At 27.7% G+C, this 17774-nt stretch carries 16 protein-coding genes; all 16 read left to right on the top strand.

All coding sequences use genetic code 11. The annotated features are described in order from the left end of the window. Nucleotides 1-57: 57 nt before the first annotated feature. The 16 genes from gap (at nt 58) to CJ192_RS02560 (ending at nt 17725) form a co-directional block, all read left to right on the top strand. Nucleotides 58-1065, top strand: a complete 1008-nt coding sequence (gene gap, locus CJ192_RS02635; RefSeq protein ID WP_004816388.1) for a type I glyceraldehyde-3-phosphate dehydrogenase — start codon at nt 58-60, stop codon at nt 1063-1065. Nucleotides 1066-1112: 47 nt separating this feature from the next. Continuing rightward, nucleotides 1113-2309, top strand: coding sequence for a phosphoglycerate kinase (locus CJ192_RS02630; protein WP_102197664.1), 1197 nt, complete (start codon nt 1113-1115; stop codon nt 2307-2309). 9 nt (nt 2310-2318) lie between these two features. Beyond that, entirely contained in the window at nt 2319-3071 is a 753-nt protein-coding gene (gene tpiA, locus CJ192_RS02625; RefSeq protein ID WP_102197663.1) for a triose-phosphate isomerase, read from the top strand. A 21-nt stretch (nt 3072-3092) separates the two neighbouring features. Further along, nucleotides 3093-4388, top strand: a complete 1296-nt coding sequence (gene eno / locus CJ192_RS02620; RefSeq protein WP_004813233.1) for a phosphopyruvate hydratase — start codon at nt 3093-3095, stop codon at nt 4386-4388. A gap of 109 nt (nt 4389-4497) precedes the next feature. Continuing rightward, nucleotides 4498-4725 carry a preprotein translocase subunit SecG gene (gene secG / locus CJ192_RS02615; RefSeq protein ID WP_004816836.1) on the top strand — a complete coding sequence of 76 codons (228 nt, stop codon included), beginning with the start codon at nt 4498-4500 and terminating at the stop codon, nt 4723-4725. Between the two features lie 77 nt (nt 4726-4802). Further along, complete coding sequence (rnr, locus tag CJ192_RS02610) at nt 4803-6905, top strand: ribonuclease R (RefSeq protein ID WP_102197662.1); 2103 nt, start codon at nt 4803-4805, stop codon at nt 6903-6905. Nucleotide 6906: 1 nt separating this feature from the next. Further along, the gene (gene smpB / locus CJ192_RS02605; protein WP_004813238.1) at nt 6907-7350 is read left to right on the top strand and encodes an SsrA-binding protein SmpB; all 444 of its coding nucleotides are present in this window, start codon (nt 6907-6909) and stop codon (nt 7348-7350) included. A gap of 4 nt (nt 7351-7354) precedes the next feature. After that, nucleotides 7355-8056 carry an ABC transporter ATP-binding protein gene (locus CJ192_RS02600; RefSeq protein ID WP_102197661.1) on the top strand — a complete coding sequence of 234 codons (702 nt, stop codon included), beginning with the start codon at nt 7355-7357 and terminating at the stop codon, nt 8054-8056. Nucleotide 8057: 1 nt separating this feature from the next. Next, nucleotides 8058-11558 (top strand): FtsX-like permease family protein, encoded by a 3501-nt coding sequence (locus tag CJ192_RS02595; protein WP_102197660.1) that lies wholly within the window; start codon nt 8058-8060, stop codon nt 11556-11558. A 51-nt stretch (nt 11559-11609) separates the two neighbouring features. Beyond that, nucleotides 11610-12179, top strand: a complete 570-nt coding sequence (locus tag CJ192_RS02590; RefSeq protein WP_102197659.1) for a histidine phosphatase family protein — start codon at nt 11610-11612, stop codon at nt 12177-12179. After that, on the top strand, nt 12176-13207 hold the full coding sequence (locus CJ192_RS02585; protein ID WP_102197658.1) for a metallophosphoesterase family protein: 1032 nt from the start codon (nt 12176-12178) through the stop codon (nt 13205-13207). Before CJ192_RS02590 ends, CJ192_RS02585 begins: the two co-directional genes overlap by 4 nt. Then, a complete protein-coding gene (locus CJ192_RS02580) occupies nt 13200-15107 on the top strand; it encodes an ATP-binding protein (RefSeq protein ID WP_102197657.1) in 1908 nt (635 codons plus the stop codon). The genes CJ192_RS02585 and CJ192_RS02580 overlap by 8 nt, the downstream gene beginning before the upstream one ends. Continuing rightward, on the top strand, nt 15104-15784 hold the full coding sequence (locus CJ192_RS02575) for a metallophosphoesterase (protein ID WP_102197656.1): 681 nt from the start codon (nt 15104-15106) through the stop codon (nt 15782-15784). The genes CJ192_RS02580 and CJ192_RS02575 overlap by 4 nt, the downstream gene beginning before the upstream one ends. Beyond that, complete coding sequence (locus tag CJ192_RS02570) at nt 15784-16317, top strand: CYTH domain-containing protein (protein WP_102197655.1); 534 nt, start codon at nt 15784-15786, stop codon at nt 16315-16317. Before CJ192_RS02575 ends, CJ192_RS02570 begins: the two co-directional genes overlap by 1 nt. A 57-nt stretch (nt 16318-16374) precedes the next feature. Next, nucleotides 16375-17304 carry an aspartate carbamoyltransferase gene (gene pyrB, locus CJ192_RS02565; RefSeq protein ID WP_102197654.1) on the top strand — a complete coding sequence of 310 codons (930 nt, stop codon included), beginning with the start codon at nt 16375-16377 and terminating at the stop codon, nt 17302-17304. Then, complete coding sequence (locus tag CJ192_RS02560; protein ID WP_004816407.1) at nt 17297-17725, top strand: aspartate carbamoyltransferase regulatory subunit; 429 nt, start codon at nt 17297-17299, stop codon at nt 17723-17725. The genes pyrB and CJ192_RS02560 overlap by 8 nt, the downstream gene beginning before the upstream one ends. Nucleotides 17726-17774 lie beyond the last annotated feature (49 nt).

The following is a 17774-nucleotide window of genomic DNA, read 5'->3' as shown; positions in this document are numbered from 1 at the left end:
CGACAATTAGTAAAATAATTATTGTAAAACACATTGAAAAGCACTTAGGAGGAAATAATGACAACAAAAGTAGCTATTAACGGATTTGGAAGAATTGGACGTCTTACATTAAGAAGAATCTCTGAAGTAGAAGAAAATATCGAAGTAGTTGCAATCAACGACCTTATTGATAAAAAAGGTTTATTATATGCATTCAAATATGATACAGCTCAAGGAAGATTCAACGGAGATGCTGAATTAACAGAAGATGGATTTAAAATCAATGGTAAAGAAATAAAAGTATTTGCTGAAAGAAATCCAGAAGATTTACCTTGGAAAGACTTAGGTGTTGATATAGTTCTTGAATGTACAGGATTCTTTACAGAAAAAGAAAAAGCTGAAGCACACATCAAAGCTGGAGCTAAAAAAGTTCTAATTTCTGCACCAGGAAAAGGTGACTTAAAAACAATAGTATATGGTGTAAACCATGAAATTCTTGATGGATCAGAAACAGTTGTTTCAGGAGCAAGTTGTACAACAAACTGTTTAGCACCAATGGTTAATGTATTGAAAAATGAATTTGGATTTGTTTCAGGACAAATGTCAACAATCCACGCTTATACAGCAACTCAAGCTATCCAAGATACACCAGCAAGTAAAAAAGATTTAAGAGGTGGTAGAGCTGCAGCACAAAATACAATTCCAGCATCTACAGGAGCTGCAAAAGCTGTAGGTAAAGTACTTCCAGAAGTTGAAGGAAAAATTGATGGATCAGCATTAAGAGTTCCTACAATAACAGGATCAATCACAGAACTTTACTCAGTTCTTGAAAAGAAAGTTACTGTTGAAGAAGTTAATGCAGCTATGAAAAAATACTCATCAGATGCATTTGCTTATACAGAAGATGATATTGTATCAAGCGATATAGTAGGATACCCAGCAGGTTCAGTATTTGATTCTCAACTTACAAAGATAGTTGAAGGAGCAAATGGAACTCAAGTTGTTAAAACTGTTGCATGGTATGACAATGAAATGGGATACGTATCTAACCTAGTTAGAACACTTGATTACTTAGCAAATCTTTAAGAGTTAAACGGGCGAGATATTATTCTCGCCTTTTTTAGAGGAGAATTATGAATAAAAAAACAGTAAAAGACTTAAATGTAGACGGAAAAAGAGTTCTTGTAAGAGTTGACTTCAATGTTCCTTTATCAAAAGAAGACAACGAAAAAATTGCTGATGATACAAGAATTAGAGCAGCTCTTCCAACAATTGATTACCTACTAGAAAATGATGCTAAGGTAATCCTAATGAGCCACTTAGGTAGACCAAAGGGAGAAGCTAAGCCAGAATTTGCTCTAAAACCTGTAGCAGATTGGCTAGAGAATCACTACAAAGATAAATTCCACTTCTTCCCAAGCCCAGAAGTAGTAGATGACAAAGTTAAAGAAGAAGTGGCAAATCTTAAAGAAGGTGAAGTTTGCCTAATAGAAAATACAAGATATGTTGCTGGTGAAACAAAAAATGATCCTGAATTTGCTAAAAAGCTAGCATCTCTTGCAGACCTATATGTAAATGATGCCTTTGGAACAAGCCACAGAGCACACGCATCTAACGTTGGAGTAGCAAGCATTCTTCCTTCAGCAGTAGGATTCCTAATAGAAAAAGAAATAGACGTAATGGGTAAGGCACTAGAAGCCCCAGAACACCCATTTGTTTCAATCCTTGGTGGAGCTAAGGTATCTGATAAGATTGGGGTAATCGAAAATCTAATAACTAAAGTAGATACAATCCTAATAGGTGGAGGAATGGCTTATACCTTCCTCAAAGCTCAAGGAAAAGAAATAGGTAAATCTCTTCTAGAAGAAGATAAGATGGATTTATCACTTGAATTAATCAAGAAAGCTGAAGCTAACAACGTAGAACTACTACTACCAGTAGATGTTGTTATAGCAGATGAAATCAAAGCAGGTGCTGAAACTGAGACAGTTGATATTGACTCTATACCAGAAGATAAAGAAGCCCTAGATATAGGACCAAAAACTGCAGAACTTTTCTCATCAAAAATTAAAGAAGCTAAGACTGTTGTTTGGAATGGACCAATGGGAGTATTTGAAATAAAAGAATTCGCAGATGGTACAAATAAGGTTGCAGCAGCCCTTGCAGAATCAGATGCAATTACAATAGTAGGTGGAGGAGATTCTGCACTTGCAATTGAACTTGCAGGTCTAAAAGATAAGATCACTCACGTATCAACTGGTGGTGGAGCAAGTCTTGAATTTTTAGAAGGAAAAACTCTACCAGGAATAGATTGTATTGACGAAAAATAAGGAGTAAATATGCGTACACCAGTAATAGTAGGAAACTGGAAAATGAATATGACACCTAGTGAAGCAAAAACTTTGCTAGAAGAGTTAGTAAAACTTGACCTTGATGAAAGTGTTGAAAAAGGTGTTTGTGTACCAGCAATTGACCTTTTACTAGCTAGTGAAATATTAAAAGATTCTGATATAAAATTTGGTGCTGAAAATATGCACTATGAAGAAAGTGGAGCTTATACTGGAGAAATTTCTCCAACAATGTTAAATGACATAAAAGCTGATTATGTAATTCTGGGTCATTCAGAAAGACGTGAATATTTCAAAGAAGACGATGAATTAATTAATAAAAAAGTTCTTTCAGCTCTAGATCATGGTATAACTCCAATTCTTTGTGTTGGTGAAACCTTAGAAGAAAGAGAAGCTAACAAACAAGAAGAAAAAGTTAAAGATCAACTTGAAAGAGATCTTAAGGGAATTGAAGGTTCAGATATTACAAAAGTAATAATTGCATATGAACCAATTTGGGCTATAGGAACTGGAAAAACTGCCTCAGCTGAAGATGCTGATGATATGTGTTTATTTATCAGAAACTATATAAAAGAAGCTTTCTGTGAAGATTGTTCTCAAAAAATAAGAATTCAATATGGTGGATCAATGAAACCAAATAATGTTAAAGAACTTTTAGCTAAAGAAAATATTGATGGTGGTCTTATTGGTGGAGCAAGCCTTAAGGCAGAAGATTTCGAACAATTAGTTAACCATAAAAAATAATTTAAATATAAGGAGAATAAGATGAGCTTAATTACAAGTGTATATGCTAGACAAATTTTAGATTCAAGAGGAAATCCAACTGTAGAAGTTGAAGTTACAACTGAAGAAGGTGGCTTCGGAAGAGCAAGTGTACCATCAGGTGCATCAACAGGTGAATGGGAAGCTGTTGAACTTAGAGATGGGGACAAAGATTATTATTTAGGAAAATCAGTTCTTAAAGCAGTAGAAAATGTAAATGAAATTATTGCTGAAGAATTAGAATTCACTTATGATGTTTCTGATCAAATTGGTGTTGATAGAGCAATGATCGAGCTTGATGGAACTGAAAATAAAGCAAAATTAGGTGCAAATGCAATCCTAGGTGTTTCTTTAGCAGTAGCAAAAGCAGCAGCTGATGAACAAGGCGTTTCTTTATATAATTATATAGGAGGAACAAATGCAAAACTTCTTCCAACACCAATGATGAACATCTTAAATGGTGGAGAACATGCTGATAACTCTGTAGATATCCAAGAATTTATGATTTTCCCACTTGGAGCTGAAAGCTTTGCTCATGCATTACAAATCGGTGCTGAAGTATTCCACAATCTTAAAAAAGTTCTTTCATCAAAAGGCTATAACACTGCTGTAGGTGATGAAGGTGGATTTGCTCCAAACTTAAAATCAAACGAAGAAGCTCTAGAAATTATCTGTGAAGCTATAAAAGAAGCTGGATATGAACCAGGAAAAGATGTTTATATAGCTATGGACTGTGCTTCAAGTGAATTTTATAACAAAGAAGATGGAAAATATCACTTAGATGGAGAAGGTACAGTTAAAACAGAAGATGAAATGATAGACTGGTTAGAAGAATTAGTAGAAAAATATCCAATCATTTCTATCGAAGATGGTTTAGATGAAAATGACTGGGAAGGATGGGCAAAACTTACACAAAGACTTGGAAACAAAGTTCAATTAGTAGGTGATGACTTATTCGTAACAAATACTAAAAAACTTGAAAAAGGTATCAAAGAAGGAGTTGCTAACTCAATTCTTATAAAAGTTAACCAAATCGGTTCATTAACAGAAACACTAAATGCTATTGAAATGGCAAAAGAAGCAGGATATACTGCAGTAGTTTCTCACAGATCTGGTGAAACAGAAGATACAACAATTTCTGATTTAGTAGTAGCTGTAAATGCTGGACAAATTAAAACAGGAGCTCCATCAAGAACAGATAGAGTTGCAAAATATAACCAACTTCTAAGAATAGAAGACGAATTATTTGATACAGCACAATTTAAAGGACTAAAAGCATTCTATAATATTAACAAATAATTTTATAAAATGGTAAATAGAGGGGTAAAATATTATTAAGCCCCTCTTTTTTATTGTAATAATTATATTTTTATGATATTATAAAATAGTATGAAAACGGAGGTGTCAGATGACAACAGTATTATCAGTATTATTGATGATAGCTTCTGTAGTTTTGGTTATAGCTGTAACCTTACAAGAACCAAAAACTGATGGGCTAGGAACACTTGCTGGTCAAGAAACAAATGTTTTTGGTAGAAGCGCTCACAGATCAAAAAATGAAATGTTAGACAAAGTTGTAATTTTTGCTGGTGTTGTCTTATTTTTATTAAGTACAATACTACTTGCAATAAGCTAAGGGGTTTAGTAGAAATTTTTAATTTGTTAAGCAAGTTAAAAAGGCTTTTACTAGCCTCTTTTTTAATAGGAGAAAAAATGAATTTTAAAGATTTAATTTTAAATATAGTTAATGATGAAAATTACAAACCAATGACTATTAAAGAAATGTTAAAGTACTTGGATTGTGATAAATATATAAAAAAAGATGTAAAAAAGATAATAAAAAAGCTTGCTAAAGATAATGAAATTAAAATAAGCTCAAAAAAGAAAATTCACCCTTTAAGTATTGAAGATAAGTCTTTGATTGGTCAAATAAATCTAGCCCAAGGTGGATATGGATTTTTTATTTCTGACAATAGAGACTTTAAGGATGTATTTATTTCAGCTAATAATCTTAATACTGCAAATAATTTGGACAGGGTTAGGATTAAAATAATAAAAAATAAGGAATTTGGTAAAAATGCTGAGGGAAAAGTAGTTGAAATTATCGAAAGAAATTCAAATAAGATAGTTGGACTTTATCAAAAAAATAAGGGATTTGGTTTTGTAATAAGTGATTCTAATAATATCTCACCTGATATATACGTAGATGAAAAAAATTCAAAAAAAGCCAAAAGTAATGATAAAGTTCTTGTTGAGATAATAAATTATCCAAAAAAAGGATCACCTGAAGGTAAGGTAATAGAGGTTTTAGGAAACAAAGATGAGGCAAATGTGGATTTAATTTCTATTGTAAAATCCCATGGTCTGAAGGAAAATTTTTCTAAAAAAGTAAAAAAAGAAGCAGTTTTTATTGAAAAAGACGTAGATTTATCAAAGGTTAAAAATAGAGAAGATTTAAGAAATCTTTTTACAGTTACCATCGATGGTAGGGATTCAAAAGATTTTGATGATGCTATATCTATTGAAAAAGAAAATGAAGATTATACACTCTATGTACATATAGCTGATGTAAGTCACTATGTAAGAGAAAAAAGTGAAATTGATAAAGAAGCCTACCAAAGAGGAAATTCTACCTACCTTTATAATCTTGTTCTTCCAATGCTACCAGAAGAATTATCAAATGGCATTTGCTCCTTAAATCCTGATAAAAATAGACTTTCTTTAAGTTTAAAGATGAAAATTAATGATAGGGGTAAGGTAATAGATTATAAGATATATAAGGCTCTTATAAGGTCTGATTATAGGCTTATCTATGACGATGTAAATGATTATTTAGATTATAATAAAAAAGTTTATGATGATGAAGTTTTATTAGAGAAATTGGATTTATTTAATGACCTATATAAAATTTTAAAGAAAAAGAGAGAAAAAAGAGGATCTATTGATTTTAATTTTACTGAAAGTCAAATCGATGTAAGTGATCAAGGTGATGTTTTAAATATTTCTTTGTTTGAAAGAGGATCTGCAAATAAGATGATTGAAGAATTTATGTTGGTTTCAAATGAGACTATAGCAAGTTTATTTGCCTTCATGGATTTTCCATCAATTTACAGGATTCATGAAAAGCCAAAAGAAGAAAAGGTAGAATCTTTTAAAAATATTTTAAATACTCTTGGATATAATATTAAGGGAAAAGAACTTCATCCAAAAGATTTTCAAGATATCTTAAAACAAATAAGCGGAAAAGATGATGAGAGTCTTATTAATATGTTGATGCTTAGGACTATGAGAAAGGCAAAATATACCAATTATAGAGATATGCACTTTGGTCTTGCCACAAAATATTATACACATTTTACAGCTCCAATAAGGAGGTATCCAGACCTTATTGTTCATAGATTGGTTAAAGATTTTATTGATAATAAATTGGAGTCAATAAACCAAACCTCACTTGAAAAGAAGCTTTCAAAATTTGCCGAACACTTGTCTATTACGGAGAGAAATAGTGAAGAATGTGAAAGAGATGTGGAAGATCTTTATAAGTGTAAGTACATGAAAAAATTTATTGGAGAAAGATTTGAAGGAATTATTTCATCAATAACAGATTTTGGAATCTTTGTAGAATTAGAAAACACCGTCGAAGGTTGCTTTATGTATAAGTTTTCTGATAGTCATTTTGAATATATAGAGGATAAGCTAAGTTGTATTAATATAGACAAGAATAAAAGATATAAGATTGGGCAAAAAGTAATGATAGAAGTTAAAAATGTCGATCTAGATAAGAGAAATATTGATTTTGATTTGATGGAGGGATAATTTGAAAATATTAGCAAACAATAAAAAAGCAAGGCATGATTATTTTTTGGAAGAAAAGTATGAGGCTGGAATCGAACTAAAGGGAAATGAAGTCAAAAGTATAAGGGAAGGGAAAGTTTCAATTAAAGAATCACATGTTGGAGATTATAAGGGCGAATTATTTATCTACAATATGAACGTCACTCCTTATAAACAATCATACGAAAAAAATATTGATCCAATTAGAACTAGAAAACTTTTACTTCATAAAAAAGAAATTGATAAGCTTATAGGAAAAGTTTCTCAAGCAGGATATACAATGATTGTGAATAAAATTTATTTAAAAGAAGGACTTATTAAAGCTGAAATTGCCCTTGCCAAGGGTAAGAAAAATTATGACAAGAGAGAAACAATTAAGAAAAATGATGCTAAGAGAAAAATAGAAAGAGCACTCAAGAATTATTAATATTATGGCATATATAGAATTAAAAAATGTATATAAATATTTTAAAGTTGGGAAAAACAAGATAATTGCTAATAATGATATAAATCTCTCAATTGAACAAGGAGAACTAATTATAATAGTAGGGGCTAGTGGAGCAGGCAAAACAACTCTTTTAAATATGATTGGCGGAATGGATACATTAAGCCAAGGAGAGATTATAGTAGATAAGAAAGAGTTATCTAATATGAATGAAAAAGATTTGACCAGATACAGAAGAGATGATGTTGGATTTGTTTTTCAATTTTATAATTTGATTCCAAACCTTACTAGTATTGAAAATGTTGAGCTTGCAAGTGAAATTGCAAAAGATAATATTGATGCAAGTAAGGCCTTGGATGAGGTAGGACTTTCAAATAGAAAAGATTCTTTTCCATCACAACTTTCTGGTGGCGAACAGCAAAGAGTTGCAATAGCAAGGGCTATTGCAAAAAATCCAAAACTATTATTATGTGATGAGCCAACCGGAGCACTAGATTATAAAACTGGAAAATCAATTTTAAAATTACTACAAAATACAGCTAAAAATCTAAATACTACAGTTATAATTATAACCCATAATGGAGCTATAAAAGATATAGCAGATAAGGTATATGAGCTAAAGGATGGTAGAATAGTAAATTCATATAAGAATGAAAATCCAGTAAATGTTGAAGATATAGAGTGGTAAAATGAAAAAAAATAATTATTATAAGTCAATTTTTAGGGATATAAAAAAGACTAAGGGAAAGATTTTTTCTATATTTATAATGATTATGCTAGCTTCTATGGTTGTGGTTGCTCTTTTTATGACTGGACCTTCTATGAGAAAAACTCTAGGAAAAACTTTAAATAATAATAAGCACCCAGATATTAGTATAAGGGCAAGTTATGGAATAAAAAATGAAGATAGGTTAATAATCGAAAAAGATAAGGATATAGATAAGATATCTTATAGAAATAATCTCGACTTGTACGCAAAAGATAAGCTTGTATCAGTTAAATCATTTGATAAGGACATAGAAAAATTAAATATTATAGAAGGTAAAAATATTTCTAAGGATAGTGAAATAATATTAGACAAGTTATTTAAAAGTGATTATAAATTAGGGGATTATATCAGTTTTAAGGCACTTGAAGATGATAAAATAAATGATTTGATAAAAAATAAAACTTACAAGATAGTTGGTTTTGCAAATTCTTCTGAATATTTGATGGAAGATTTAAGAGATATGTCTATAAAGGGCAAAGAAATGGTCTATGGATTTGCCTATATCAATAAAAATAATTTTAAAAAGGATCTCATTAGCCAAGTTGATATTACTTATAAAAAAACGAGAAATATGGATAGGTTCTCTAGTGATTATAAAACATTTGTGAAAAATAAGAGAAAAAATTTAAAAGAAGATTTCAAAAATCGACCTAGCCAAGTTCTAAAGAATTTAAAAGACGATACTAATAAAAAACTTGATAAAAAAGAAGATGAATTAAATGATAATGAGAAAAAATTAAAAGATGAAAAAAATAAGTTAATTAATGCTAATCAAAAATTATTAGATGGTCTTTCTGCTTATAATAAGGCAGAAAATGAATATAAAACAAAAATTCGAGGTGGAGAAAGGACCTTAGCTAGCTCAAAAAATCAAATCGACCAAGGATTTAAAAAATTAAATGAAGGAAAAATAGCCTATAAAAGAAATTTAGATTCATTTAATAAAAATATAGGAGAAAATGAGAAAAAACTTGAAGATTCTAAAATAAAATTAGATGAAGGATATAAAGAATTAAATAAAAAGTATGATGAAATCATTACTAATAAGTCTTTAATTGAAAATAGTTTTTCAGATAAAAAAACTTCTTTAGATAATTTAGCGAAAAAAATTGATGATGAAAATTTAAGCTTATCTAATGATGAGAAAAGCCTTGAGGATATAAATTTAAAGATCCAAAATGTAAGCATTAAATTAGAAACACTTTCTAACGCTAGTAATAATAATTTGAATAAAGACCAAATCTTAAAGTTAAAAAATGAGTTAGAAAGTTTAAATGAAAAAAAATCAAATTTATATTTTAAGATTGAAAAAAGTAAGAGGATGATTTCAGCTTTAAATTCAGAATATAATAAAGGAAAAGAAGAATTTGACCTATCTTATAATAAGGCAATGGATCCAATAAATGAAAATTTAGGAAAGCTTGATAAGGTAAAAAGTGATTTAGATAATAAAAAATCTCTTTATGAAACATCTGTTAAGAAATTAAATGATGAAAAAGACCAATCATCTAAAAAATTAAGCCAAGCAAAAAAAGAACTTGATAAAAATGAAGAGAAATTAAATAGTTCTTTAAATTCATACCAAAAAGGACTTAGAGAATTTAATTATCAAAAAGAAAATGGAAAAAATCAATTAGCTAAGAATTTTAATGATCTTTTAGAAAATCAGAGAAAATTAGATCAAGCAAATAAAAAATTTGATGAGGAATCTAAAAAGGCTCAAAAAGAGATAGATGGAGGATATAAAAAAATAAAAGATGCAAGAGAAAATCTTGTTAATTTGGTGGATCCTACTTATGAAATTGATGATATCTTTTCAAATAAATCCATCGATACTTATTATAAAAATAGCTTAAATATGGATGAATTATCTAAAGTTTTTCCTACATTTTTCTATTTTATTGCCCTACTAGTCTCATTAACTACAATAAAAAGATATATTGAAGAGCAAAGGGTACAAAATGGAACCTTAAAGGCTTTGGGTTATAGTAATTTTGATATAGGAAGAAAATTTTTTATCTATGCCTTAATTCCTACAATTTTAGGTTCTATCTTAGGTTGTTTCATTGGAAAATATTTAATTTGTAAGATTATATTTAATGCTTATTCATCAGGATTTGATATTTTATCATTAGGTTTTATTAACTCTTTTTGGATAGCCTTATTAACTATATTTTTATCTACTCTTTTAATTTCTTTAACAGTATATTTTACAAGTATAAGTGAAGTAAAGGAACAAACTGCAGACTTACTAAGGCCAAAAGCTCCTAAAAAAGGTTCTAGAATATTTTTAGAAAAAATTAAGTTTATATGGACAAGACTTTCATTTATGACCAAAATAACCTTAAGAAATTTATTTAGGTATAAGGCAAGAATGTTTATGACGATTTTTGGTATAGGTGGATGCACAGCTCTTTTATTTTTTGGTTTTGCTATGACAGATTCTGTAAAAGATACTTCAAAAATTCAAAGAGGACAAATTACTAAATATGATTACATTTCACTTTTTGATGAAAATGCAAAAGAAAGTGATAAAAAAGCTTACCAAAAAATATTAAATGATGCTAAGTCTTTGAAAATCTTATATAAGAAAGTTGATGTTTCCACAAAAAAGGGAAATATGAAAGTTAATTTAATAGTATTTGATGATGTATCAAAAGTGGATAAATTTATTAATATAAGAGATGAGAAGAAAAATAAAATTAATTTTAATGATAAGAGTGTTATAATCAGTAAAAATTTATCTAAAAATATTAATTTAGATAAAGATTTAGAATTTGACTTAGATAATAAGACAAAAAAAGTTAAGGTAAAAGATATTTCTGAAAACTATATAGATGATTATATTTACATGTCTAAAGATGCCTATAAAAATACATTTAACAAGAATGTAAGTTTTAATGGAGATATAGTAAAGTCTGACAAAAAAACAAAGGATATAATTTTATCTAATAAAATTAGCCAAGCATTAATAGAGCCAAACAAGTTTTATGAAAGCATGGATTCTTTGATGGCAAATTTAAACTTGGTAATTGCGATAATAACCTTAGTTTCAATGATACTTGCGGTAGTTGTTTTATATAATTTAACTAATATTAATGTTAGCGAAAGAAAAAAAGAATTAGCCACAACAAAAGTTTTAGGATTTTACCCTAGAGAAACCACAGCTTATATTTACAGGGAAACTTATATTTTAACATTCTTAGGTATAATCCTTGGTTATATTTTAGGATATATAATGTTAAGATATGTTTTAAATATTGTTGCACCAGATGGAATTTTTATTTCAAACAAAACACACCTATCATCTTATGTAATATCAGCCTTTATAACCCTTTTTACTTCATTTTTAATAATGATAATTGTTCATTTTAAACTAAAAAAAATAAATATGGCAGAAGCAATGAAAGCAGGCGAATAAAAAGCATTCGAGCCTGCTTTTTTATGTGTTATAATTATTAAAGGTGATTATATGAAAATAATATTTTTAAGACATGGATTAACAGAATCAAATAAAGAATGGAGATTTTCTACTCCTCAAACGAGACTTGCTAAAAATGCAGGAATTGACCTTTGCAAGAGTAGGGAAAATTTAAAAAAATATAAAATAGATAAAGTTTTTACATCAAAATTAATAAGAAGCCAGGAAACTGCAAAGTTTTTGGGATTTGAAAAATTCATTGAAGATGAGAGATTAAATGAGTTAAATTTTGGAGACTTTAGGGGTCAAAAAGTTTTGGATACTATAAAAAAATATAAAAATTTCTATGAAAAATTAAAAAAAGATCCTTATACAACTAGATATCCTAATGGTGAAAGTGTAAAAGATTTGGTTAATAGAATAAATGATTTTATGGAAGAAAAATCATCTTTTGATGGAAATATCTTGTGTGTAAGTCATGGTATAGCTATTAGGTCTTCATTATTTACGGTTTTAAAAGATTTAGATAATTTTAAAAATTTTTGGATAGACAATGGTTCACTTACGGTATTTGACATAAGTGATAATAAAAAAATTATAGAGTGTGTGAATTTGATATGAAATTTGCCCATATTTCAGATATACACCTAGCAGATAAGTTAAGTTTTTCTTCTAAATATAGCAAGCTTATTAGAAAAGTTAGGTGGGATAGTTTTGAAAAAATCCTTAAGAATAACCAAGACAAGGACTTTTTATTAATTTCTGGAGATCTTTACGAAAGAGATTTTTTTACTTTGAAAGACTATCAAAAATTATTTGATCTTTTTAGAGATTTTAAAAAAGATATTTACTATATTTGTGGTAACCATGACTATATTGACTCAAAAAATGAAATATTTTTCTTAGATATTCCACCCAATCTCCATATTTTTTCTAGTGAAAGAATAGAATTTTTTGAACAGAAAAATATTAGAATTTATGGGATTTCTTATAAGGATAGGATATTTGACAAGAGATTTAACTATAATATTAATTTAAACTATAATTATTTTAATATTTTTTTAGGACATGGTGAATTTGAACAAATAAACTCTTCATATATGAATCTTGATTTGGAAAAAATTAAGGAAATGGGATTTGACTATGTTGGTTTTGGACATATTCATAAAAGAAGGTCTTTTTCTGATAAGATTTTTTATGTAGGAAGTATAGAACCTTCTAGTTTCAAGGATAAAAGTGAATTCGGTTACAATATTTATGAAGATGGAAAGGTGAAGTTTATCAACTCTTCACAAATGAATTTTAAAGAATTAAACGTAGATTTAAATGATTATAAAAATTACCAAGACTTTGAAATATATTTAGATAAGATACTAGATAAAAAATATAATTTTCTTACTTTAAATCTTTCTAATTATGATAAGATTTTTATAAATGAAAAAAAACTAAAAGATAAGTTGAATTTATCCTATTTAAAAATAAATTTTTTAAAAAATAAGGATTATTATTTTAATATGGCAAAAATATATAACAATACTTTACTTTCAGACTTTTATGAAAGTATTAAAGATTTAGATATGGATGATGAGATAAATAAAAGATGTTTAGAAATTGGTTTTGATGCTATTTTGAGGAGCAAAAATGAATAAAATATTTATCAAAGAAATAAATTTAATATCTTTTGGTAAATTCCAAAATAAAACTATCATTTTAAAACCAGGTTTTAATTTAATTTATGGAAATAATGAAAGTGGAAAATCAACCGTATCTGACTTTATTGAGGGTATATTTTATGGCTTTGATGTAGGAAATAATAAAAGAAATTTTTCCTATAAGAAAGAAAAATATAAGCCAATGGGATCTTATAAATATGCTGGTAATATGATTTTATCTTCTGATGGTAAGGATTATAGGATTGAAAGAAATTTTGAAGATGGATCTTATAAGATACATGATTTATCTACGAATAAGGAAATTGAAAGCAAAAAGTCTAATTTATCCTATCCTGGAGAATATTTTTTGGATTTAAATTATAGTTTATATAAAAGTATAATAGATAATTATCAGATGCAAAATATTGATAAGGATTCTAAGAAAAAGCTTGTTGATTTTTTAAAAAATCCGTCTTCAGATCTTGTGTTTTCTCAATTAAAAGCTGTTGAAAATATTGAAGAAATTTTAAATAAAATAGGAAGTCCTAGAGCTTACACTAAACCTTTTGCAAAAAATAAAAAAGAATTAGAAGAAAAATATAAAGAGATTGAAAATATTAAAAATATCAGAAGATCCTATAATAGCGATATTGTAAAATTAAAAAAACAAAGAGAAGATATAAATAATATTAAAAATATCCTAGAAAAATTAAAAAATGATAGGGATAATTACAGAAAATATAAGGCTAATTCAAATTATATTGAATATAAGTCTAGGAAAGACTCCTTAGCTTTATTAGATGAGAAATTAAAAAAGTACAGAAAATTTGAGACTATAGATAAACTTTACTTCGACAAAGTAGATGGTCTTTTAGAAAGAAAGGCTGAATTTTATAGAGAATCTAATAAAAAAAATAATTATTCTTTGCTTATAATTTCATCACTTTTATTAATAGTTTCAATATTTACTAAAAAATATTACATTTTATTTTTTATTATTCCTATTCTTATATATTATTATTTTAAAACTAAATCAAAGGATATAAATAAAAAAGAAGAAATTAATAATCTTAATATAAAAATCAGTAATGAGTTTTCTAAAATTTCAGTTTCTACAAAATCTCTCTACGAGAAAGCTAAAGAAGATTATAAGGAGTATGAAAAACTCATAATTGAAAGGGATAAGATTTTAGAAATATTAAAAATTCTTGAAAAACAAGAAATAAGTGAAGATATAAGTGAATTTGATATTGAAGATTTTAACATTTCAAAAATTGAAGAAGAAATAAAAAAATATGAAAAATCATATAGCAATTTATTAGAAAATAATTTAAAACTTGAAAAAAAATTAGCGAAGATAGAAGATGAAATTTCTAAAGAAATTGACCTAGTTGATGATATAAATAGGTTAAAAAGGGAAGAGAAAGACTTAGAAATTGAAATAAAATCATCTAAGAAGGCTATAGAAATAATAAAATTAAATGAGAATAAATTAAATCATAACAGGAAGAATATTTCTAATCGTATAAGTGAAATTATTGGTCAAATTTCTATGGGAAAATATATAAATATAGGCTTAGATGATAAGCTAAACCCAATTATTTATAATGAAAATAATGAAATAATTAGCTTAGATAAACTATCTGTGGGATTTTTTGACCAGGTTAATTTTTCCTTAAGATTTTCAATTTCAAATGATTTAATAAAAAATTCTTTTTTGATTTTTGATGATGCCTTTATAAATTATGACAATAAGAGATTAAGGACTGCCTTGTTATATTTATTAGATCTCTCAAATCAATTTCAAATGATTTATTTTACTTGCCATGATAGGGAAGAAAAAATATTAAATGCTGAGGGCATAGAAATAGAAGTAAAGGATATGGATAAGATATGATTTATGCTATAGCAGATTTGCATCTTGATTATACCGAAAAAAAGTCAATGGAAATATTTGGAAAAGCTTGGGACAATTATCAAGATAAAATTTTTAATAATTGGAATAAAATTGTAAAAAAAGAAGATACTGTACTAATATCTGGGGATATTTCCTGGGCTATGGATATTGATAATGCCTTTATTGACCTTAAAAAGCTTGATCAACTAAATGGTAGAAAAATAATGCTGAAAGGAAATCACGATTATTGGTGGCAATCCTTAAAGAAATTGAATGACCTTGAATTAGAAACAATAGATTTTTTACAAAATAATTCTTTTTTTATAGAAGGTTATGATATCTGTGGAACTCGTGGTTGGATTAGTAGGGATAACAGTGAATTTACTGATCACGATGAAAAAATTTTTAAAAGGGAGCTTCAAAGATTAAAAAATTCTTTAGAATATAACAAAGAAAATAAGAAGAAAATTGTGATGCTTCATTATCCACCCATTAATAGCGATAAGACTTTAAATGAATTTTTTGGAATTTGCAAGGATTTTCAAGTAAAATGTGTGATATATGGTCATCTACATGGACAAGGGCACAAACAGATTATTGAAGGTATAGTAGACGATATAGAAATAAAATGTGTGGCAGGAGACTATATAGATTTTTTGCCAGAAAGGATAAGTTAATGGATAGAGAATTAGAAATCAAAGTACTAAAAATTGATGTAGAAGAAATGAAAAAGAAATTAGAAGAAAAAGGTGCAGAATTTATTGGAGTAGAAATTCAAAAAAACCATACATTCGCACCAAAAAATGCTAGCGAATTTTCAAATGGTTATTTGAGAATTAGGGAAAAAACCTTAAATGACAAAAGAGAGAAAACTGAATTAACCTTTAAAGAATCTGTAGACAGCAAAGATAAGGTGAGGGTTAATAATGAATATACAACAACAATTGATTCAACTTCAAATATGATCAAAATTTTAGAAGAAATTGGTTTGGTCGAAAAATATGTTGGGGATAAAGAAAGAATTTCATATTCATACAGGGGACAAAAATTTGATATAGATATTTGGTCAAAAAATGTATACCCAGAAGCTTATATGGAAATTGAATTTACAAACCTTAATTTGATGGATGAAATTTTAGATGAATTTGAAATTGATAGAAAAAATGTTACTACAGAATCAATTAACGATTTAATAGAAAATTATAAATAAATATTGACGTACAAAAACTCCTTTGATATAATAAAAAAAACAAAAAAGGAGTGTCAAATGCTAAAGATTAAAAATTTGCTTAGTGCAGAAGATTTATACAAAGATGATTTAATTGAAATAATTAATTTAGCAGAAGACATAATGAGGAGTCCTCAACAATTTTCCAATTATTGTAATGGAAAGTTATTAGGGACTCTTTTTTTTGAGCCTTCTACTAGAACAAGACTTTCTTTTGAATCAGCTATGTTAAGACTTGGAGGAGGTGTCGAAGGATTTTCAAATCCTAAAGCATCAAGCCAAACAAAAGGCGAAAGTCTACAAGATACAATTAAAACTGTAAGTCAATATGTTGATGTGATAGCAATGCGTCATCCTCAAGAAGGGGCTGCAAAATTATCAGCAGAAACTTCAGATTGTCCAATAATTAATGCTGGAGATGGTGGACACCAACACCCAACTCAAACTCTTACAGATATTCTTACAATTTCTACATATAAAAATAAACTTGAAGGGCTTAAAATTGGTATTTGTGGAGATTTAAAATATGGAAGAACTGTTCATTCACTTTTAAAGGTAATGACCATGTTTGACAATAATGAATATGTTTTAATATCGCCAGATGAATTAAAATTACCTAACTATATTAAAAAAAGTGTTTTTGAAAAAAATAAGATAGAATACATAGAAAAAAGATCCTTAGATAATTCTATTGATGATCTTGATATTTTATACATGACAAGAATACAAAAAGAAAGATTTTTCTCAGACAACCAATATACAAGATTAAAAGATTCCTATGTATTGACAAGAGAAAAATTAGCTAATGCTAAAAAAGATCTTGCTATCCTACATCCACTTCCAAGAGTTAATGAAATTGATAAAGATGTAGATAAGGATCCGAGAGCTTTATATTTTAAGCAAGTTAAATGCGGAATGTATGCAAGAATGGCACTAATTATAAAATTATTGGAGGCTAATAATGCTTGAAATTACATCACTAAAAAAAGGAATTGTAATAGACCATATAAAAACAGGATTAGGAATAAAAATTTTTAATCTTTTACATTTAGATGAGATTGAAGATGAAGTTGCCCTAATATTAAATGCAAATTCAACTTCTAATGGGAAAAAAGACATAGTAAAAATTGCAAACAATTTGGATATTAATTTAGATGCTGTTGCAATTATAGATCCAAGTGCAACTGTAAATTTCATAGAAGATGAAAAAGTTGTAATCAAGAAAAACATAGAATTACCGGAAAAAATTGAGGGGATTTTAAAATGCCAAAATCCTTCATGCATTACAGCTAATGAAAGAAATGTAGAAAGTAAATTTATATTGATAGATAGAAAAGAAAAAATGTACAAATGTAATTATTGTGATCATATTTATGATGTAGAGGAGTAAAGGAACAAATTTCTTATTATTTTTATGATGAGTAAATTTATAAATAAAA

The sequence above is a fragment of the Anaerococcus hydrogenalis genome, from assembly GCF_002871895.1.
Taxonomy (GTDB): domain Bacteria; phylum Bacillota; class Clostridia; order Tissierellales; family Peptoniphilaceae; genus Anaerococcus; species Anaerococcus hydrogenalis.
Note: the sequence above shows the minus strand (reverse complement) of the source record. Positions and strands in the feature narration are given on the sequence as shown.